16 protein-coding genes and 1 tRNA gene are annotated in these 19,325 nt (G+C 57.1%); 6 read left to right on the forward strand and 11 right to left on the reverse strand.

Annotated elements, in window-relative coordinates:
* Positions 1 to 15 precede the first annotated feature (15 nt).
* From G7Y41_RS06290 to G7Y41_RS06305, 4 genes are all read left to right on the forward strand, one after another.
* On the forward strand, positions 16 to 1,002 hold the full coding sequence (locus G7Y41_RS06290) for a metal ABC transporter substrate-binding protein (protein ID WP_165316306.1): 987 nt from the start codon (positions 16 to 18) through the stop codon (positions 1,000 to 1,002).
* On the forward strand, positions 999 to 1,733 hold the full coding sequence (locus G7Y41_RS06295) for a metal ABC transporter ATP-binding protein (protein WP_165316305.1): 735 nt from the start codon (positions 999 to 1,001) through the stop codon (positions 1,731 to 1,733). The genes G7Y41_RS06290 and G7Y41_RS06295 overlap by 4 nt, the downstream gene beginning before the upstream one ends.
* Positions 1,730 to 2,605, forward strand: coding sequence for a metal ABC transporter permease (locus tag G7Y41_RS06300; RefSeq protein WP_231367251.1), 876 nt, complete (start codon positions 1,730 to 1,732; stop codon positions 2,603 to 2,605). The genes G7Y41_RS06295 and G7Y41_RS06300 overlap by 4 nt, the downstream gene beginning before the upstream one ends.
* A 126-nt stretch (positions 2,606 to 2,731) precedes the next feature.
* Complete coding sequence (locus G7Y41_RS06305; protein ID WP_165316304.1) at positions 2,732 to 3,109, forward strand: MmcQ/YjbR family DNA-binding protein; 378 nt, start codon at positions 2,732 to 2,734, stop codon at positions 3,107 to 3,109.
* 2 nt (positions 3,110 to 3,111) lie between these two features.
* Here the strand turns inward: G7Y41_RS06305 and G7Y41_RS06310 are convergent, their stop codons facing one another.
* From G7Y41_RS06310 to G7Y41_RS06325, 4 genes are all read right to left on the reverse strand, one after another.
* Complete coding sequence (locus tag G7Y41_RS06310) at positions 3,112 to 4,083, reverse strand: class C sortase (RefSeq protein WP_165316303.1); 972 nt, start codon at positions 4,081 to 4,083, stop codon at positions 3,112 to 3,114.
* Positions 4,084 to 4,214: 131 nt separating this feature from the next.
* A complete protein-coding gene (locus G7Y41_RS06315) occupies positions 4,215 to 5,834 on the reverse strand; it encodes a SpaH/EbpB family LPXTG-anchored major pilin (protein WP_165316302.1) in 1,620 nt (539 codons plus the stop codon).
* 74 nt (positions 5,835 to 5,908) lie between these two features.
* Positions 5,909 to 8,908, reverse strand: a complete 3,000-nt coding sequence (locus G7Y41_RS06320; RefSeq protein WP_165316301.1) for an MSCRAMM family protein — start codon at positions 8,906 to 8,908, stop codon at positions 5,909 to 5,911.
* A gap of 534 nt (positions 8,909 to 9,442) precedes the next feature.
* Positions 9,443 to 9,910: a MerR family transcriptional regulator gene (locus tag G7Y41_RS06325; RefSeq protein WP_165316300.1), complete on the reverse strand. Its 468-nt coding sequence runs from the start codon at positions 9,908 to 9,910 to the stop codon at positions 9,443 to 9,445.
* Between the two features lie 139 nt (positions 9,911 to 10,049).
* On the opposite strand from G7Y41_RS06325, the gene G7Y41_RS06330 reads away from it, so the two are divergent.
* Positions 10,050 to 11,099 carry a zinc-binding dehydrogenase gene (locus tag G7Y41_RS06330; RefSeq protein WP_231367252.1) on the forward strand — a complete coding sequence of 350 codons (1,050 nt, stop codon included), beginning with the start codon at positions 10,050 to 10,052 and terminating at the stop codon, positions 11,097 to 11,099.
* Positions 11,100 to 11,220: 121 nt separating this feature from the next.
* On the forward strand, positions 11,221 to 11,427 hold the full coding sequence (locus G7Y41_RS06335; protein ID WP_165215856.1) for a CsbD family protein: 207 nt from the start codon (positions 11,221 to 11,223) through the stop codon (positions 11,425 to 11,427).
* 305 nt (positions 11,428 to 11,732) lie between these two features.
* Here G7Y41_RS06335 and G7Y41_RS06340 read toward each other — a convergent pair whose 3' ends face one another.
* The 7 genes from G7Y41_RS06340 to G7Y41_RS06370 all read right to left on the reverse strand — a co-directional run bounded on the left by G7Y41_RS06340 (position 11,733) and on the right by G7Y41_RS06370 (position 19,289).
* Complete coding sequence (locus G7Y41_RS06340) at positions 11,733 to 14,081, reverse strand: ATP-binding cassette domain-containing protein (protein WP_165316299.1); 2,349 nt, start codon at positions 14,079 to 14,081, stop codon at positions 11,733 to 11,735.
* A gap of 131 nt (positions 14,082 to 14,212) precedes the next feature.
* Complete coding sequence (locus G7Y41_RS06345) at positions 14,213 to 15,094, reverse strand: hypothetical protein (protein WP_165316298.1); 882 nt, start codon at positions 15,092 to 15,094, stop codon at positions 14,213 to 14,215.
* Between the two features lie 3 nt (positions 15,095 to 15,097).
* Positions 15,098 to 16,297, reverse strand: coding sequence for a site-specific DNA-methyltransferase (locus G7Y41_RS06350; RefSeq protein ID WP_165316297.1), 1,200 nt, complete (start codon positions 16,295 to 16,297; stop codon positions 15,098 to 15,100).
* Between the two features lie 89 nt (positions 16,298 to 16,386).
* On the reverse strand, positions 16,387 to 17,424 hold the full coding sequence (locus G7Y41_RS06355) for a lipid II:glycine glycyltransferase FemX (RefSeq protein ID WP_165316296.1): 1,038 nt from the start codon (positions 17,422 to 17,424) through the stop codon (positions 16,387 to 16,389).
* Between the two features lie 254 nt (positions 17,425 to 17,678).
* A tRNA-His gene (locus G7Y41_RS06360) sits at positions 17,679 to 17,751 on the reverse strand.
* A gap of 181 nt (positions 17,752 to 17,932) precedes the next feature.
* Complete coding sequence (locus G7Y41_RS06365) at positions 17,933 to 18,286, reverse strand: metallopeptidase family protein (RefSeq protein WP_231367253.1); 354 nt, start codon at positions 18,284 to 18,286, stop codon at positions 17,933 to 17,935.
* 85 nt (positions 18,287 to 18,371) lie between these two features.
* Positions 18,372 to 19,289: an ATP-grasp domain-containing protein gene (locus tag G7Y41_RS06370; RefSeq protein WP_165215869.1), complete on the reverse strand. Its 918-nt coding sequence runs from the start codon at positions 19,287 to 19,289 to the stop codon at positions 18,372 to 18,374.
* Between the last annotated feature and the right edge of the window lie 36 nt (positions 19,290 to 19,325).

The following is a 19,325-nucleotide window of genomic DNA, read 5'->3' on the forward strand; positions in this document are numbered from 1 at the left end:
CTCATAAGGAATCAGATGACACATCAACTCGCCTCTCATCGCCGTCGCCTCGTCCATCACCGTCTGTGGGCGATTGTCGCTTTCCTGCTTGCAGGCGTCGTGGCATTAAGCGCGTGCAGCCCCACGCAGACAAAAGGTCAAGGAACAGACAAAGCGGGCCAAGGAACAAGCTCTGAGCGCCCCGTCGTCCTCACAACTTTCACCGTGTTGGCCGATATTGCGCGCAATGTTGCCGGAGATCATTTGCAGGTTGAATCCATCACCAAGCCCGGCGCAGAGATCCACGAATACGAACCGACTCCTGGCGATATCCGCAAGGCTTCGTCGGCGGCTCTGATCTTGGATAACGGACTCAATCTCGAATCGTGGTTCGAGAAATTTGTCGAGGACGCGCACGCCAAACATGTCGTTGTATCGGAGGGAGTTTCACCGCTTCCTATCACGGAAGATGCCTATGCTGGCAAGCCCAATCCGCATGCGTGGATGAGTCCTCTGAACGTGCAGACCTATGCCAAGAACATGGCGAAGGCTTTTGCGCAGCTCGATCCCGCACACGCCCAGGATTTCCACAAAAACGCTGAAGAATATGCGGCCAAACTCCAGAAGGTGCACGATACCCTCACCACTTCCCTGGACAAACTTCCCAAGCAGCAGAGGGTCCTGGTGACGTGCGAAGGGGCTTTCTCCTACCTCACTCGTGACGCTGGCCTCCAGGAGAAATACATCTGGCCAGTCAATGCAGAGCAACAGGCAACTCCCCAGCAAATTGCCTCCGCAATCACGTTCGTGCGAGAGAATAAGATACCCGCGGTATTCTGCGAATCCACGGTGTCGGACGCGCCCATGCAGCAGGTCGTTGAGGCCACCGGAGCAAAATTCGGTGGCACGCTCTACGTGGATTCACTCTCACAATCAGACGGCCCAGTTCCCACTTACCTTGACCTCATTACTCATGATGTGGATGTGATTCGCCAAGCTCTGACCGCTGAGAACACCCAATGAATCCTGCGATTGAACTCAATGACATCACCGTTCGATACGGCGATGTCGTGGCTCTCGACCGCGTGAGCCTGAGCTTGAACTCAGGTTGCGTGTGCGGACTCGTTGGAGTCAACGGTTCAGGGAAATCGACGCTCCTCAACACCATCGTGGGGCGTGTTCGTCCACAGACGGGAACCATCAGGCTCGGCGGTATCGACCCTTCCACCGCGCGACGCCAGGGAATGGTTGGGTACATGCCCCAAAGCGAGCAAGTTGATTGGCACTTCCCCCTCGCCGTGCGCGATGTCGTCATGACCGGACGGTACGGGCATCTGGGGCCAATGCGACGAGCACGCCAGGTTGACCACCGTGTGGTTGCCGATGCTCTGGAACGAGTGGAACTCAGTGAGTACGCCTCCCGTCAGATCGGGCAATTGTCGGGCGGGCAACGCAAGCGCGTTTTTTTAGCTCGCTGCATCGCCCAGCAGGCCTCAATCCTGCTTCTCGACGAACCTTTCGCGGGAGTTGATAAACGCTCTGAAGCGATGATCACCCGGCTCCTTCGCGAGCTTGCACGCGAAGGAGCCTGCGTCACAGTTTCAACTCACGATTTACAGGGATTACCCGAATTAGCTGACGAGGCCGTTCTCTTGAAGAATCGCGTACTCAAACATGCGCATGTGGAAGAAATTATTTCTCCTGAAAGCCTCTCAGCTGCCTTTGGTCTTGATGTTCTCGGAGGAAAGGAATGATGGTGCCATTTGCCGCTTCCGGGCTAGTGGATCTGCTGCTCGATCCTCTCAGATACGACTTCATGGTGCGGGCAATCACAACGGCGCTCTTGACCGCCTTCGTCTGTGCGTTGCTTTCGTGTTGGCTCGTCCTCGTCGGCTGGTCACTCATGGGAGACGCTGTGTCTCACGCCGTTCTCCCCGGCGTCGTCCTCGCTTATATTGTGGGCGCCCCTTACGCGGTGGGTGCAGCTATTTTTGGTTTCCTCGCCGTCGGTCTCATCGGTGCCCTGCGTTCCACATCCCACATTAAAGAGGACGCTGCCATCGGCATTGTCTTCACAACACTATTCGCCGGCGGTCTTGTGTTAATTTCGGTCACGCCCTCGCACACCGACCTCAATCACATTATTTTCGGGAACATTCTGGGGGTGAGCCAATCTGACATGATCCAGATTGCCGTACTTACCCTTGTTCTCGTTGGGGTGATTGCAGTAAAGAAACGTGATCTGACGCTTTATGCTTTTGATCCGCTTCATGCTCACGCCATCGGCCTGCGCCCGCAGCTCCTCGGGGCTCTGCTCCTGGCCATGTTGGCGTTGACGTGCGTTATCGCTCTCCAGACTGTCGGTGTCATTCTCGTTGTGGCGATGCTCATCACACCGGGGGCCACCGCTTTGTTGCTAACACAGCGGATGAGCCGAATGCTCGTGCTCGCTCCGCTCATGTCGTGCATATGCACCGTCGTCGGCCTCTACCTGAGCTACTACTTAGATACCGCTTCGGGTGCCATGATCGTGCTCACCCAAGGTGGAGTTTTCGGCGTGATCTACCTGCTCACTATGGGGCCAGCGTGGATTCGTCGTGCCAACTCAGGTCGTCAGCTCAGGTGAAGCGGGAACGAGGACGAGGCGCGGGGACGAGGGCGAGGCCGCCAGTTTCCTCGAACGCCGGTGCAGTAGATCCCGTGTGTTGGGATCAGTCCCACCGATATTTCTGGGAAATCTAGAATCGTATGCATGGACGATGCACAGCTATACGAGGTCGCGTTCACTCACGCACTGGAGTTACCCGGCGCTGAAGAACGTCCATTCGCTCCCGGATGGACCGCCGTGCGAGTGGCCGAGAAATGGTTCATGGTTGCCACTGAGCGCCAGGGGCAACAGCTGATCAACGTCAAAGCCACCCCAGACGACATCACCGCACTGCGTCAGGCATACACGTCGATTCAGCCGGGCTATCACATGAACAAAACTCACTGGATTTCCATTACCGCTGGGGACGACATGAGCGCCCAATTCGTTAGGGAACTGATCACTGATTCCTACGCGCTGATCGTTGCCGCGCTTCCCAGGGCAAAACGTCCGTATCTTTCAGCGCCCTACCTCGCCAACTAACATCACGAATCTTCACTCGTGTTCTCAGTGGTCTTCGCTTTCATCGCCGCCACGTATTTTCGGCATTTGTGCGTGTGGCGCGCCAGAATGACCACTGCCGCAACAACAACCGCCACGTAAGCGATTGCCCACCAAGGGAAGCGAGGAAGATCCGATGCTTTACCCGCGTTGGCGAGGTCTTTGGCGGGTGTCGGGATGATGCGTTCGCCGGTGACGAGGATGCGGTGAGAGTTGATTCCCAGCGGAGTACAGGTCACAAGGGTCACGAGATCGCGTCCTTCCTCGGCGCGGATCGCTTGTGAGTCTTCCGGTTCCACGACTTCGGTGGAAATGACCTTATAGGTGAGCACCTGGTCGAAGGTTTCAATTGTGAAAGTGTCGCCGACGACGATCTTGTCGAGGTCGGTGAACATCGTCGCATTGGCCAGCCCCCGGTGTGCGGTGATCACCGCCCGAGTGGAGGTGCCACCAACGGGGAAGGAAGTTCCTTTGAGGTGTCCGGCGCCTTTGAGAAGAGTTTCTTCAGTTGTCCCGTGATAGATCGGGAGATCGACATCAATTTTGTCGATTCTGATGCGAGCCATTGTGTTTTCTTTGCCCGCGCTGAGAATGTCTTCGTATCGCCAGGTCCGTCCGTCCGCCGTGGTGATCTCGTCGAGGTTACCTGTTGCCTGAGGAAGGCGTTCGTTACGCGCAACGAGGGCACCGGAGGACAGGGCAGCGTTGTACGTGCGCGCTGCCTCTAGCTGTTCTTCCCCGTCGGGGATCGCATTGCGCACTGAGTTCTCGTAGGTCTTCGTGATTGATGTCTGGTTGTACTGGGACAACCAGGAAGCAGCAGTTGGATACGTCAGCAGGCTCAGTCCCACGATGAGCAGGAGAACAGTGAGGTAGGGGAAGAAGAGCAGGCTAGCCAGCGACACAGGCGCTTTTCCCTGTGTCTTCTGAGGTTGTTTCTGACGGACCTTACGCATGTGTTGTCCTTGAAGTCTTCGTCGTCATGGGGTGCGAAGGGGAAAGACTCACCTGAGCGTGCCTGGAGGGGCGCTACCCGCGGTAGCGCCCCTCCGATAGATGCCTCAAACGGCTATCTCATGACGCGAGGTCAGATTTCACTGCGCATGCGTCGGCGGCTGACCATGTAGGTTCCGCTAGCGAGAGCAATGAGTGCGGCACCTGTGAGAGTCAGGAGCACCTTGCCTGCGGCACCGGTCAGTGGCAGCTGCGGCAGGTCAGACTTTTCGTTCACAACTTCGGGGCCGAACTTAGCAGCATCTGTTGCGACGTTGATGGCCCCCTGTTTGACAGTGATGGTGATCGGTTGAGTCAGGAGCTTGTAGCCGGCAGGAGCGGTCTTTTCAACCAGTGTGAACTCCTTCTCGACGAGCTCATTGCCTGCGCGCTTACCAAGGAAGAGACCTGTGAAGTGAACGTAACCGTTCTTGTCAGAGGTTGCCTGAGCAACGACCTTATTCCCGTCTTTGACCTCGAAGACAGCGCCTTCGAGCGCGTTCTTAGCAGTGGTGTCGTCGACCTTCTTGAACGCGTAGTCACCGAATCGCGGAGTCTCCACGGTGGGGATTCCCGGTGGCGGGGTCTCGCCCCCAGGGTTGTCCGGGTTTCCGGGGTTGCCCGGTGCGTTGAATGGGTCGTATTCGTTGATGATCTTGTACGCGGTGTTAGGAACCTCGCCGTTAGCCGGCATGGTCTTGACGATCGTTCGGATGGAGATCTTGACAACGGGAGTACCCGCCAGCAGTCCCTGCAGGTAAGGATCCGAGATCTTTCCGTCGTCACCCTTCACCAGCTCAACACGGATGGCGTGACGACCATCAGCCACCGGAACGGGGGTCACAGTGAAAAGATCCGAATCAATCGTTTCGCTTCCGATCATCACGGAGACGGCTTCCTTCAGGGCCTCCTCAGAAGAACCATCAAAGGGGATCTCGCTCTTGTCTGCCTTTGCAAGCGCAAGATTTGTGTCGAGCGGATCGACTGCGCCGATTGCGGTGTAGCCATCCTCAGAGCCCGGAAGCGTCTGCGTGATGTCCCAGGTGATGATGTCGCCAACCTTTGCGGTGTCTGTCGTGTCCGCAATCTTCTCACCGGACGTGTTGACCGTGTTCTTGGGGTAGACGTGCGGGTTGTAGTTCCAGTTGCCTTGCTGAGCGGCGTAAGGAATCGTGATGAAGAAGGGAGCGGCCTTCTTGGTAATCGGATTGTTGCCGATGCCGGACTCAACAACATAGTAGAGGCCGAGGTCCAGGTTGGTGAATGCGGCGATGCCTCGTTCGTTGGTAGTCACCGTGCGCGTACTATCGCGGTCGATCTGGTACGTCTTGCCGTTAACAGTCACATTTTCGGGCTGCTGGGGGTTCTCACCGGCGGCTACTTTGGCCTCCTTCACGCCCGTCCAAGACTCCGCCTTGGTCAGGTCAAGACCTCTGACCTTGTAGATCGTGAACGAAACATCCTTCAGCACCTTGGCATCAGCCGGGGCGCTGAGTTCGGTACCGTTGTTCTTCTGGTCAGGATTGAGCCATTTGACCTCGTCCGTGTACTTGTGAACAGTGATGGAGCCCTTCTCGCCGTCTGGCAGACCAATGTTGCCGTTGGGGGTGTCAGCGGCCACAGCAGCTGGGCCGGCGAGCATGCCGGCTCCGAACGCCGCGGCTACAACGGTGACAAGAGCCTTCGTGGCCTTGCCGATCACCGTGTGTCGCATAGTGATAAACCTTTCGTATTCTGTGTGTTGAAAGTCAGGTGGTTCTTGGTTGGGGTGGCCGGTGGCCGCCCGCGTCACGATTGAGTGCTTGACGAACGGACCACCTTTCGTCGTCGTAGGCACAGAGCCGACAGAGCAGTGAGGCCAAAGACCCCCAGAGCACTCAGTCGGAAGATATCGGCACTCATCCCGCCGGTGAACGGCAAGATGGGCAGCTTCGCCTTGGCGTTCGTAATTTGCCCAAGATCTAGGACCCCGTGATGATCGCCGATGACCAGTTCCCTGTTGATCTCGACTGGATACGTCTCATTACTCAGTGCGTAACCCGCAGGAGCCTTTGATTCCTTGAGCGTGTACCTGCCCCAGGGAAGTTTCGTCAGCTTGAACGAGCCCTTCTTCGGATCAGTGTCCGCGAAGGACCCTGCCCCAGGAGCTTGACAGGTCGTCCCAGTGCCGGTAGCACAGTCTGTGATTCTGACACTCCGACCATCCGGACCCCTGAGCGTCCATTCGGAACCACCCAGCGCTTGACCTGTGTCAGCAGCGTCAACCTTCGTCCAGGTAACCGTGCCGGGAATGCGTTCGTTGAGAACTACCCCGGTCATCGTTCCGGAAGCATTGAGTGCGTCAGCGCTGAGTACAACCTTGTAGACGCCTTCTACGGCTTTTCCGTTAGCGTCAACGGCCTGAGGATACTCGGTCGGAAGCGACTTGGCCGTCTTCGTTATGGTGTAGCCCTCAGGAGCCTTTTTCTCAACAAGGAAGTACGTACCAAAGGCCTTTTCCTTCCACTCCGCAAGACCATCACCGTTGGTCACGCGATCCTCACCGTTGCCATCTGCGGCGCAATCATCCTCGCTGTACGCGCCGTTGTCGTCTTTGTCGGCGCACAGAGTAAAAGCCGCGCCTGCCAGAGGCTTGTGACCATCTGCGTCCTGCTTCGACACCGCGATGGAGACGAGCTTCGACCCCGGGTCCGGGTCGTTGACGAAAGTGCAGGTGAGTGCTGACGCAGCACCACCGGCCGCCGGAATTGTGACGTCAGCATATGCCTCGCTGTCGTTCGCTGTAAGCCCGTCAACTACTGTTCCTGAGACATCATGACCTTCGCCGTCAACGCACAGGAGCCTCGGGTGATAGTCGTTGAGACTGCTCGATCGGCGAAAGAAACTGCTCGATCCTTGAGTAATTTCCTCCTTGAGCCTGACCGTTTGGCCCGCAGGAATCGGAAGCGGACCAACCTTCTCGTTCTGGACACCCGTGGTGCTACCCGTCGTCGTAAATTTTCCCAAGGAGTTCCCACCGGTCGACGCAGAAATAATGAACTGATCATTCGCGTTCTTGCGGGAGACAATGTCCACCTTCGCAGTGATCGATGCAAAAGGCTCTGAGAAACCGTCCATGTCGACCATTTTTAAGTTCCGCAGATCGTAGACGTAGCGCGTCCCCCCAGCTGTCCTCCACGGGCCATTGTGCTGTTCACGTCCACTCACCGGATATTTCCACAGCTCCGCCGTTTCCGGCTTAAGGACATGCCAAGTCTCAGAGGGATCATTTTTCCACGCTATTACCTCAACAGGAGGATGGGCAGGCATTTCCTGAATTTTCGTAGGTGGGTGCCCTGCTGTTGTCGTGACACCGGGAGTGATTTCGTAGACGGCACCTACAGATTCCCACTGGTAACCATCGCCCAACATATTTGCCGAAATCAGCAGGGAACCACCTGGTGAAACACTAAAACCAGTTGCAGCAAAGAGCGGAGGGAAATGACAACCAGACCCACCGATATTCGGGTATTTACAACCAATGACCTCAGAGAAATAACGATAAGCAAAGGGTTCAAGATCGAAGGACATACGGCCTGACACCGTCATCTCCGTCTCCAGAGAGTTCCCCAGACGCAGCTGCGACGACGGCACAGAAATAACATCCAACTTGTTAAATGTCTTCTGCTTTTTGTGCCCAAATCCGATCAGCAGGTCACCCGTCGTGGTAAAGAGCAGGTCGCCATCTTTAGGGGCATCCAGGTTCAGAGTCACGTCGCTCGGCGACGCACCCTGGTCAATAAGAGGGGCCCAGCCGCGAGGAGTGATGACACCACTGCTCGCATCGGCTTCGAAAAGATAGTAAACGTTCCGCAGATTCGTCGGGGCATCTCCACGTTTCGGATTAATTCTCCGGACCCCTGTGCCGCCGAAGAAATAGTTCCCCGAAACAGGATCAACGGCACCGCCCTGAATCTCCAGCTTTCGGTGTGGCTGATTATTCGCGAACTGCTCGGTCGTCACAAAGCGAGAACCGAGACCCGTCCATTCTCTCGCACCTGGGGCAAGCTTCCAGACCTGGACCACAACCCGGTTGGACGCGTCCTTATCGGAGCCGAGGACCGTCCTGCCGTTCGCATCCTTCCATTTACCCACTGCGCGCTCGATGACGTACATCGTTCCATCGGGTGCGGTACCCAGGGCGTTGAAATTCTGGCCACCAGATCCCTTCTTTAAGAATGGCAACGGTTCCATTTGGTCCGCAATATTGCAATTCTCGGTCCCTGGCTTAATGTTATACAACTCACCAGTTGAGGTCATGACGACGATCCCACGCGCACCCGGCGTCGCAGCAGCAGTCTCGTCAAGAAGGCACGTGCCAAGGCGATCCTTGGTCTTCTTCCTAGGGCCACCAGGTGTGTTCACGTATGTAATGCGTGTATCCACGGGCTCATCGAACGCTTCCGGGTCCAAGTTACGTTTCGTACCTGTCAACCAGCTTGATCCAGCCGGTGCCACTTCCGCACCAGTCGCCGATCGATCCGATCCAACCGGTGCTTCTGCCGCACCAGCCGCCGATCGGTCCGAGCCGAAGCGCGGTGTGTCCTCAGCAGGGGCGTTAACTACGTCCCCGCTTTCTGGGGCCTCAGTCTCAGACACAGCAGCTGCACCTTCCTCGGCCACAGCAGTCGTTCCTTCATCCCACGTCTCCCCCTGATCGGTTTGTGCGATAGCCGGGGCGAGATGCACCAGACTCAAGGCACACGTGGCTGCAAAGACGGCAGCCATCTTGACCTTGGATTCACGCATACGCGCGCACTTCCTTCTCTTGAGGAGACACAAAACGGACGGCCCTACCGGGGCAGACGTGGACTAAGGAATCCGGTAAGAAATTCCCTGAACACACGCCCAGCGGCACGGAGCTGATTCCCCTGTCAACCCATGAGAAAAGTTCTTTTCTGACCGACTGGGAGAATCAAACGACCGAAGAGAAGGCTAGGACCTTAGTCGGTAACTTGTCCAATCAATTAGCTGGTACCCATCCATTCTCCCACAGTGCAAACACGCCACTTTGCGCAGAATTACAAGGAAAATGTCCCTCTATACAAGAAACACAAAGTCGACACATGCTGTATCACATCATGGACATACCCCCCCCCCCCCCCGTCACTTTTCTTCCAGGGCGTAGGGTTAGCTCCTTCATTGACCTATTGGTCACATATTGTTAAAGTTCCTCTATAACACCGGGGGGCTATTCACAGTGGTCAGCGCCGCATCCAGGCAGTCGCGTGAATCCCACTCGGTTCACCTCAAGACACGCTTGAGGCGCTAACGCTGGCGAGGTCAGAGGGTTCCCGTGTCGTCGCGGCGACCGTGAAGGTATTCCAGTGCGTCTCGATGCTCAGGCGGAACTTCCTCAGGCAGACCAGAACGCACGGATTCTTCGCTCCCCCGCTCAACAGCTCGCCGGTAATACCAGGCCTTATAGTTGAGGATCGCCAGAGCCTTGCACATCTGTTCGATCTCGCTCATCAGGGCTTCTCGACGCTGCTCAAAGAGTTCCAGGCGCCCCTGAAGGGAAGCATCCCCCTGGTCAACCATGTCCATGAATGCCTTAATGTCTTTGATTGACAGACCGGAGTTCTTCAGACATTCGATGATCCGGCAGGCTTCAAGATCAGCGTCAGAGTAGGAGCGACGCCCTCCAGAGGATCGAGAAATCTCCCGCAGGAGCCCCTCGGATTCGTAGTAGCGCAGTGTTGATGGTGTCAGGTCAAGTAATGCGGCCACTTCACCCACTGAATACGACATCACAACCCCCGTCACTCCTCTTGAATTAAAGTTCACTTTAACTTGTATAGTGAATGATCTCAAGACACGTCCCCGTGTTGGCACGCGCCAACCATCCGCTGACACCTCCGAAGAGAAACGACCACACGAAAGAGACATCATGACCACAACACCTGAAATTCCCACAACAATGAAGGCCGTCATTATGCGGGCACCCCGCGACGTCGTTGTCGAGGACGTTGAGGTTCCTCGCGTCGTCAAACCCACAGACGCCGTTATCAAACTCGCCGCCGCCTGCATCTGCGGCTCTGACCTCTGGCCCTACCGCGGTCTCCAACCCGTTGACCACCAGCACATGGGCCACGAATATGTTGGAACCGTCGTTGAGATTGGCTCGGACGTCACATCTGTATCAATCGGTGACTTCGTGATCGGCTCCTTCATGGTCTCAGACAACACGTGTGAAATCTGCCAGGCAGGTTTCCCTTCACGTTGCGTAAACGCCGGTGAATACACGGGCAGTCAAGCCGAATACATGCGCATCGAAGAAGCCGACGGCACACTCGTTGCTGTTCCCGGCGGAAAGCCCAACGATCCTCATCTCATCGCCGACTACCTTGCAGCCTCCGATGTCCTGGGCACCGGATGGTTCGCAGCCGTTGCCGCCGAAGCTGGCCCCGGTAAAACCATCGCCGTTGTTGGAGACGGAGCAGTTGGACTGTGCGCCGTCCTCGCCGCCAAGGCACTGGGCGCTGAGAAAGTGATCGCATTCTCACGTCACGAGGATCGCGCAGCCCTCGCCCGTGAATTTGGTGCGGACATCATCATCGCTGAACGCGGTGACGAAGGAGCAGCACAGGTGAAGGAATTAACGAACGGCCTCGGGGCACATGGTGTCTGCGAAGCCGTTGGCACACAAGAATCAATGGATCAGGCACTGGCCTCATGCCGTCCCGGCGGTCATGTTGGTTTCGTTGGAGTTTCGCACGATCAGAAGATTGACGGCCTCGACCTGTTCTTCCGCCAGGTTCATATGCTCGGTGGACCTGCGCCTGTGCGCCGTTTCCTCCCCGACCTCATCGCCCGCATCCAGCGGGGTGAGATCCACCCCGGGAAGGTCTTCACTCAACGCATCCCCCTGGTTGATGCCGCCGAAGGCTACAAGGCAATGGATGAGCGCCGCGAGATCAAGGTCCTCCTCGAAGTGTGATCCCGGCCTTTCTCAAAAGCGCTGCGACCTCGGCTTTCCTGTTGCCGTGACCACAAGGTCATGCAATAGTTAAATAGTTCGTCGCGAAAGCGAGTCCTGAATGAACAAGAGGAGGCACCACATGGCCGACGATAACGGCGTTTTCGACAAGGTTGCCGGCAAGGTGAAAGAAACTGCTGGCAAGATCACCGGCGATTCCACAACCGAAGCTGACGGCAAGCTGCAACAGGCCGAAGGCAAGGCCAAGGAAATCCTCGACGATGTCAAGGGTGGAATTGAAGCCCTGGGCGATCGTGTCAAGGACGCCCTCGACAAGGACGACAAGTAATCACCTATCCGGTCAACGAGACCCGACGCGCAGAATCTTCCCTGATGCTCGGGTCAAACGGTGACAGTCGATCATTCGAGTCACCCGCATAACACCGGAACGTGACAACGTTGCACAAGGACCCGTATCCCCAAAGCCACAGGGATACGGGTCCTTTCCTGTGTCAGCCAACTACGCTGCACCATTGAGGGTAATGCTCATGAGGCGCGTCGATTAGCGGCGTGTCGTCGGTAAATTCTGAGGTCAATCCACGGGCGCCACGCAAGTGCACGCAAGTGTCTGAGCAAACGCAGACAGTCACTATGTCAGCGCAACGCGCGCGCCAAAGCCCGCCCTGTCACAGTGTCCGCCGCAGCCAAATCAACCGGTCGCCCCTCGAAAATCACGCGTCCGCCCTCGTCCCCAGCACCCGGCCCTAAGTCAATCACCCAATCGCACCGCGCAACAACAGACATATCATGCTCAATAACGATGACGGACCGCCCAGAATCAACAATTCGATCAACAAGAGACACCAGGACATCGACATCGGCGGCATGAAGTCCGGTTGTCGGCTCATCAAGGACAAGCACTCCTTCTCCTCCACGCAGATGCTGGGCGAGCTTCAACCGTTGACGTTCACCACCGGACAACGTGGACAATGACTGTCCGATGCCCACATACCCCAGACCAACAGACACAAGATCAGCGGCAATCGTCGCCGCCTTCACAACAGCAACATCCGGGCCAGACAGAAAGTCCACAGCCTCCATAGCCGTCATTTCCAACACATCGGCGATGGACTTGCCACCCAGGGTGTATTCGAGCACCTCATCGTTGAAACGTCGTCCCCCACATAGGTCACATTCAGTGGACACCGTCTCCATGAACCCCAGTTCAGTGACGATGACGCCAAGTCCCCTACACGCAGGACACGCTCCCTCGGAGTTGGCAGAAAATAACGCCGGTTTCACCCCGTGGGCCTTCGCAAAAGCCTGCCTGATCGGGTCAAGCATCCCCGTCCACGTTGCAACATGAGACCGGGACGACCCCTTAATCACTGACTGATCAACAACCTCAACTCCGCCGGCAACATCCGATGGCAAACAACCGGGAATCAACGACGACTTCCCCGATCCCGCCACACCCGTCACGGCAACAAGCATCCCGAGGGGAATGTCAACATCCACGTTGCGCAGGTTATGAGCGCACGCGCCGCGGATCTCCACATACCCGTGCGCGCACCTGAGTTGATCCTCAGATTTCACTACAGCCCCGCGTGTCATTTCCCTCCCCGTGGGTGAATCCACTCCGATGAGACCGCCGGGTTCGCCCTCGTAAATGACCTCACCGCCGTTGGGACCGGCACCCGGGCCCATATCAATCACACGGTCAGCAATGGCAATGGTCGCCGGATCGTGCTCAATGACGAGGACAGTGTTCCCGGCGTCCACAAGGTCACGCAGCAGCGTATTCATGCGGTGAACATCGTGGGGATGAAGACCGGTAGTCGGCTCGTCAAACACATAGGTCATGTCCGAGAGCGCAGAACCCAAATGACGCACCAAGCGGACTCTTTGGGATTCCCCACCGGACAGAGTGCCGGTTGACCGGTTGAGCGACAAATACCCCAAGCCAATCCGCACCATCGCACCGAGGGCGGCCCGAAGCCGAGCAATGAGCGGAGCGATCTCAGGAACGTCCAGCTCATTGACCCATTCGGCGAGGTGGCGCACTTCCATCGCGGAGGCATCAGCAATGGAGACCCCATTAATCAAGGAAGCGCGAGCCCCCTCGGTCAGGCGGGTGCCCTGACAGTCAGGACACGTGCGGAAAGTAGCGAGTTTCTCAACGAACACCCGCATATGCGGTTGCAGAGAATCCGTGTCCTTCGACAGGATCGACGCCCGGACTTTCGACACGAGCCCCTGGTAGGTGATATTGACATCCGCGATAACGACCTTGCGTGGCTCGGCATAGAGGAAAAGGTCGAGCTGTTTGGCGGTGAAATCTTTGATCGGAACATCTGCGGGGATCAGCCCCGATTCAGAGAACTGCCGGACCGCCCAGCCCCCAGCCTTGTATCCGGGAACGAGGATCGCTCCCTCGTTCAAAGACAGGTTCTCGTTGTAAAGGGCAGCGAGGTTGATATCGGAAACCTGACCGCGTCCCTCACAGGTCGGACACATCCCTCCGGTCACGTGGAAGGACTTGCGTGTTTTCACCTGGCGTCCGCCTTTGGTTTCAACGATCGCTCCCGCTCCTAAGACCGTGGGAACGTTGAAAGAGTAGGCTTTCGGGCCACCAATGTTCGGGGTGGCGCGGCGTGAGAACAGCACGCGAAGCATCGCGTCAATGTCGGTGGCTGTGCCCACCGTTGATCGAGGATTCGCCCCCATCGGTTCCTGGTCGACGGTGATCGTCGCGGTAATCCCTTCGAGGACGTCAACGTCTGGGCTGGGCGGGGTCTGAAGCAGCCCTTGAACAAAGGCGGAATGTGTTGCGTTGAATTGCCGCGTCGCTTCGGCGGCAATCGTGTCATGGATGAGCGAGGACTTCCCCGAGCCGGACAGTCCCGTCACCACGGTGAGCGCATGCTTGGGAATGTCAACGTTGACACCGCGGAGATTGTTTTCCCGTGCGCCGCGTACAGAAATCGTTCCGGCTACCGCCACGTCTGTTCCCTTCGATACCTTTTCAGAGGACGAGGACGAGCCCCCTCCGTCGCCTCCACCGTCACCGTTCTTTTCGATGGTGCGTTATTCAACGTTATTCGCTGTTGATCTATAGACCCGAGGCTAGATCCTCAACGTGTTGCGTAGTTCTTTTCAAGCCACATCATTGCATCTGCCAAGTTCGTGAACGAAGCGTCAATCTGATCCGTGTTGGAATAGCAGACCTGTATCTCGATCCGAACGAATTCCATTTCATCGGGCTTCGTCTCCTGCATTTCCATCGCAGAAAGTAAGGCCAGCGCCTCCGGAACACTCGATACCGTCTGGCCTTTTCCATGCAACGACAAAATGAACACACTCTGCACCTTGCGAGAAAGATGGGCGCGAATTTTGTCGAGGTATTCTTCTAACTGGGCGGATGCCTTCTCGCGGAGGGCCGCGACGACCCGCTGTTGGCCTTCTTCCCCAAGGGAGTTCCACCGAGCGATCTGGCGACGCATATGCTCGGTGTCGGTATCCTCCTCGAAGTACACGTCGACCCCTTCCGTTCCAAAGGCGTCGACGATCGTTGATAGAGGCAGATGCAGGACGTTGATTGCTTGAGACTCCATATGGGTGATGCCACCCTGAGTCCATTCCCCAGCGACGAGGGCGCCGAGAAATGGACGATTATCGACGTATGTTCGACGCAGCGGCACAAGCGCGTTCGCGATCTCACCAGCTTTATTTACAGAATGTTTGGTATAGCGACGCCACGCACTCTCGATGAACGCTACCGGGGTCCCAATCGTTTCCTGTGACCCACCTCGTTCAAGGACGAAGTCAAGGTTGTGCTTGTTGTCGTGGTCATCAACCCAGGTGACGAACTTTCCCTTGCGAGCAGGTTGTCGCAGACCCTGTCGGTCGATATACACACCGAATTCATGCGCGAGAGGGAGGAGCATGTCGTAGAAGGCCTCCTCCATCGCGTAACCGATGATCTGGCCAAGTTTGTGAGACGGTGAATCAGCCATCGTTTAGCCCTCGATCCATAGATAGCCCTCGTGCAGCGGGTGGGTGTGCTTCCTGTTCTTCCATTTGGTGTTCCGGTCACGAACTTTTGAGAACGCCCACGACGAGAAGCCCGCTGCGACAGCAAGTTCACCCAGCCAGCGCTCAACTGGGGCATGCACGCCATATGGCGCCGAGTCTCCTACCACGTAGCACACCTTGGCTCCGGGAACCGTCTTCCGTCGCAGTGCGTGGAATACCTTGGCGTTGTCGAAGAAGTAGCCAGCCAGCATGGTGTGGTAGGCCTTGTGACCTCCCCTGGTCTTGCGCACCTCGGCGAGTTCGTCATAGACAGGCATGAACTCCTCGATAATCGGGTCCATGAGCGGGGACTCCAAGGCTTCGTCGGCATTCCAAGAACCGATGTTCTGGGTTGCCGATCTCAAGAGCACATCGCGCAAAGGTCGCAGATCAGACCATCCCTGGATTTCCCCCAGAACAACCTGTTCAAGCCGTAAAGCATCCGCGTAGTCGTAGTTGTTGGCATAGGGTGGTGAGGTGATTACCGCGTCAGCCCACGCATCGGGCACACCGTCAAGGGTCCGAGCGTCGGCGGTGAGCACGTGAGCATCAGAAGGAGCGTCACCCAGCAGGAAACGGCGTGTTTCCATGTCAGTAGCGAAAGTCTCGCCAGCAGCCGCAAAAGCTGACACCGGTTCAGCGACACGACTTTTTGTCTTGTTCGGCAACACGTACTGCCACTGCGCTGTACCAGCTGGGGAACATGCGCGAATGATCGAGACGAAAGCCAGCCACGCGAGTTCCGAGGAAGGTTCACCAAAGGGCAAGGCAGTGACTGCGTCGCGCACGCGCAGCAGGTTCTCCAGCGACTTAAGGTCAGGGAAGCATTTCGCCACCAGTGGCGAAGCTGGAACATCTACGGGATGTTTTTGTTCGACAACATTGAGCACTCTCCTAACCACAGCGCGCAAATCATCGGGGTTAGCACTCCACGCGAGCTTGGCACGAGCGATGCGGGCAACTGTCGGGTGCACCTCGGTTGCATAGGACGACATACCCGACTCCTGCGCGGCCAGACACGTGGTGCCGGACCCTCCGAATGGGTCAAGTACACGCGTCGTGCCCCAGTAACGCATGAGCTTGCCCGCCCATTCTGAAGAGTATCCGGCGCTGTATCGGTACCAGCGATGCACCGGCAATTTCATGTTGTCAGCGAACGTCGTTGTATTCCCAGACGTCCACGAAGGGCTGAGAAGATACGCGTGCGTGGCTAAGGCGAACGGCGGTGCAGCGTTCACTGTGTTCCGCCAGCTGCACGTTCCGTTCGTGACTCCACGACCTTGAGGGCTTGCCGGTAGAGCGCATACTTCACGCGTTTAATTGGAAGCTCCCACGTTCCGACTGTGCTCACGCGCTCCCCACCAAAGCCGAGCTTGAACCGGGTGAAGCCCTGCCAGGGGTGGTCCTCGGGGGCGTCCTCGGGAGCAGCACCGAAGAAGTCGAAAATCTCATGACCGCTGGTGCGCGCAGCTCTCAGGGCGTACATCGCCAGCCCGTTGGACGGCGAAATTTTCCGATATTCACTGAGATTCCCAGCGTGCGCGTAGGACATCACATGACCATCAGAGAAGAAAATGATCGACGCGATCGGCTTGCCGTCAAGCTCGGCAAGGAACATTCCTGCCGCGTGGCTGGGGAAAAGTGCGCGCGCCATGTCCCGGTAGTAGTCGTCATCGTGAGGGTGCATTCCCGTACGGTCCGACACGTCGTGGATCGTCTCAAGGAAATGTTCAACATCCTCAACCTCAAAAGACTGGCGGTATTCCACGCCGGCGCGCTCACATTTGCGCACCAAACGACGAACCATGCTTTTCGCGCCGGCCATGAGATCGTCGTTTCCATTGGAAGGAACCTGAGCCTCGTTATCTTCATTGACGAGGACGGGGCGCACGTCGTTCATCACCGTATACGGCGGTTGAATGTCTTTGTGTGAACGAACGAATCCCATGCTTTCAAGGAGCTGTGCGGAGACATCATGGCGTGGTTCAACGCGGATATAGTCCAGGTGATGCTCTTTGGCCTGCTTGGACGCATCATCAATGGCGGCGCGGAAAGCATCGACGCTGGAGTAGGTTGGGCCGTAAGGAAGGTAGAGCCGCTTATTCATGCGGGAACTTTCGATCAGACCAAGATAGCTCCAGCCGTCACCACTGGCGCGCAGGGTTTCCACGCCGCGTGCGCGTTGGAAATGTTCCCACTGCTCGGACTGGAGGAAATGCTGCCGCCCGAGGAAGTCATCTGTCACCTGGGCGCGGTCGTGATCCTGTGTCATTGTGACGTCCTTCGTTTGTCTCAGGGGAACTAGTGTCTGCGCTCCACGTGCCCCATCGGGCCACGGAATCTGATTACCGAATTAGCCTAGTCTGCTTTACCGGCTCCGACCACCGCGTGACACACGCTCGTGAGGGCGCGGTCCGGCTACCTCAATAACGTAGCCCGGCTACCTCAATAACAGGGATGCAGGCGAAGATCCCTCGTTGCATGAGAAATCCCCGGAGCACAAATCAGGCCCCGGGGATCCATCCGGGTGGCTGACGGGACTCGAACCCGCGACGTCCTGGACCACAACCAGGTGCTCTACCAACTGAACTACAGCCACCATCGTTGCCGGATGACAACGAAGAAGAGCCTACCATCTTCACGTCGTCAGGCGGAAATCGCACGACCCCTGACAGGCGTGGCATGAAACACGCTGCCGCGTGGAAATACGGGAAGAATCTTCCCCTCACGTGGAGCAGTTCTCACAGGTGAAAGCTCCCCCTCGTCAAGCACGGCCCGGATCATCCCCACCCCATCGCGTGAAGCCGAGCATCGTCAATGCCGAAATAATGGGCGATCTCATGAACAACGGTGATCGCCACTTCCTCGGCCACCTCCTCAGGGGTTTCACAGATCGCCAGCGTTGGATTCATGAAAATAAAGATCCGGTCGGGAAGCACCCCGGCATAGTCTGCGCGTTCAGTGACGGCAACGCCGTCGTAAAGTCCCAGCAGGTCCGGGCGCATTCCCTCCAGCGGCTCCTCTTCAACGAAGATCGCCACGTTGTCAAGCATGTCAAGCAATTCGTTGGGAATCTGATCGAGGGCGTGGTCAACGAGCTCCTCGAACTCGTCACGACTCATCTGAACAGACACAGTTTCAGCTCCTCAACGCGCTTTAGACGCTCAACGACCAGCGCACGAGACCTCGCACAACGCCCTCACTGAAGAGACAGCGAGATCACCAGTGGGCGCGCACCGAAATCGCGTCGGCAAAGTTCTCCAGCGCCCCTGGAACGGCACCGAGGTAAAGGTCGGCATCCACCAGTGAAATTTCCATGACCAGGAAAGATCCGTTGCCGTCGGGCACAACGTCAACTCGGTTAAAGAGCAGCTGCTCGTCACGCCCCAAACGCGAACGAATGTACCGGTGAAGAATCGGACGGATTTCCTCACCCCACTGCCAGGCAACGGTATCGGCTGACTGAGCCGTGATGACGGCGCTCTGAACCGTGGGATCTGTGACCGATGACGGGTCCAACGCGGCACGCTTCTCAACGGCGTGTGACACAACGCCGTTGAAGAACACCAGTGACGTTTCACCGTGCGTATCGACCTCTTCCACATAGCGCTGGATCATCACGGAACGTCCCGACGCGAGCAGGTCCTGCGTCTGTTTGAGCGCGGCCTGACGCTGCGGAGTTGACACGGTCGTGTACCGACCGATGTCACGCACACCCGAAGACACTGCGGGTTTAATAATGAACTCACCGGCAGCTGGGAAACGCGTGTGAATCTGATGCTTCGTCAGGTTCTGTGTGTGTTCCAACCAGCTCGTGCGAATCGTTGGCATCCCCAGATCCGCTAAGTCCTGCAGATAGTGCTTATCGGTGTTCCAATCCAGAACATCTTTGTGGTTGAGGATGCGCGGGACGCTGCGAGTCCACGCGAGGAAAGCCTCCCGATCCGCCGCATAGTCCACGACGGAGCGAACAACCACCATTCCCGCGTCATTCCAGTCCACATCCGGGTCATTCCACACCTTGATCGCCGGGTCGCACCCCCGTTCGGCGAGGGCGTCAAGGAGACCTTCTTCCCCTTGAAAAAGATTCGGCATGGACGAACAGGTCACCAGCGTGACTTTGGCTGTGGAACTCATAGAGTAACGATACCGCCATTGACGGATTCACGGGAC

The sequence above is a fragment of the Schaalia sp. ZJ405 genome (assembly GCF_011038885.2).
Lineage (GTDB): Bacteria > Actinomycetota > Actinomycetes > Actinomycetales > Actinomycetaceae > Pauljensenia.

Coding starts and splice junctions, on each gene's coding strand:
- G7Y41_RS06290 (WP_165316306.1), top strand. CDS start 16: ATGACACATCAACTCGCCTCTCATCGCCGTCGCCTCGTCCATCACCGT.
- G7Y41_RS06295 (WP_165316305.1), top strand. CDS start 999: ATGAATCCTGCGATTGAACTCAATGACATCACCGTTCGATACGGCGAT.
- G7Y41_RS06300 (WP_231367251.1), top strand. CDS start 1,730: ATGATGGTGCCATTTGCCGCTTCCGGGCTAGTGGATCTGCTGCTCGAT.
- G7Y41_RS06305 (WP_165316304.1), top strand. CDS start 2,732: ATGGACGATGCACAGCTATACGAGGTCGCGTTCACTCACGCACTGGAG.
- G7Y41_RS06310 (WP_165316303.1), bottom strand. CDS start 4,083: ATGCGTAAGGTCCGTCAGAAACAACCTCAGAAGACACAGGGAAAAGCG.
- G7Y41_RS06315 (WP_165316302.1), bottom strand. CDS start 5,834: ATGCGACACACGGTGATCGGCAAGGCCACGAAGGCTCTTGTCACCGTT.
- G7Y41_RS06320 (WP_165316301.1), bottom strand. CDS start 8,908: ATGCGTGAATCCAAGGTCAAGATGGCTGCCGTCTTTGCAGCCACGTGT.
- G7Y41_RS06325 (WP_165316300.1), bottom strand. CDS start 9,910: ATGTCGTATTCAGTGGGTGAAGTGGCCGCATTACTTGACCTGACACCA.
- G7Y41_RS06330 (WP_231367252.1), top strand. CDS start 10,050: ATGACCACAACACCTGAAATTCCCACAACAATGAAGGCCGTCATTATG.
- G7Y41_RS06335 (WP_165215856.1), top strand. CDS start 11,221: ATGGCCGACGATAACGGCGTTTTCGACAAGGTTGCCGGCAAGGTGAAA.
- G7Y41_RS06345 (WP_165316298.1), bottom strand. CDS start 15,094: ATGGCTGATTCACCGTCTCACAAACTTGGCCAGATCATCGGTTACGCG.
- G7Y41_RS06350 (WP_165316297.1), bottom strand. CDS start 16,297: ATGAAATTGCCGGTGCATCGCTGGTACCGATACAGCGCCGGATACTCT.
- G7Y41_RS06355 (WP_165316296.1), bottom strand. CDS start 17,424: ATGACACAGGATCACGACCGCGCCCAGGTGACAGATGACTTCCTCGGG.
- G7Y41_RS06370 (WP_165215869.1), bottom strand. CDS start 19,289: ATGAGTTCCACAGCCAAAGTCACGCTGGTGACCTGTTCGTCCATGCCG.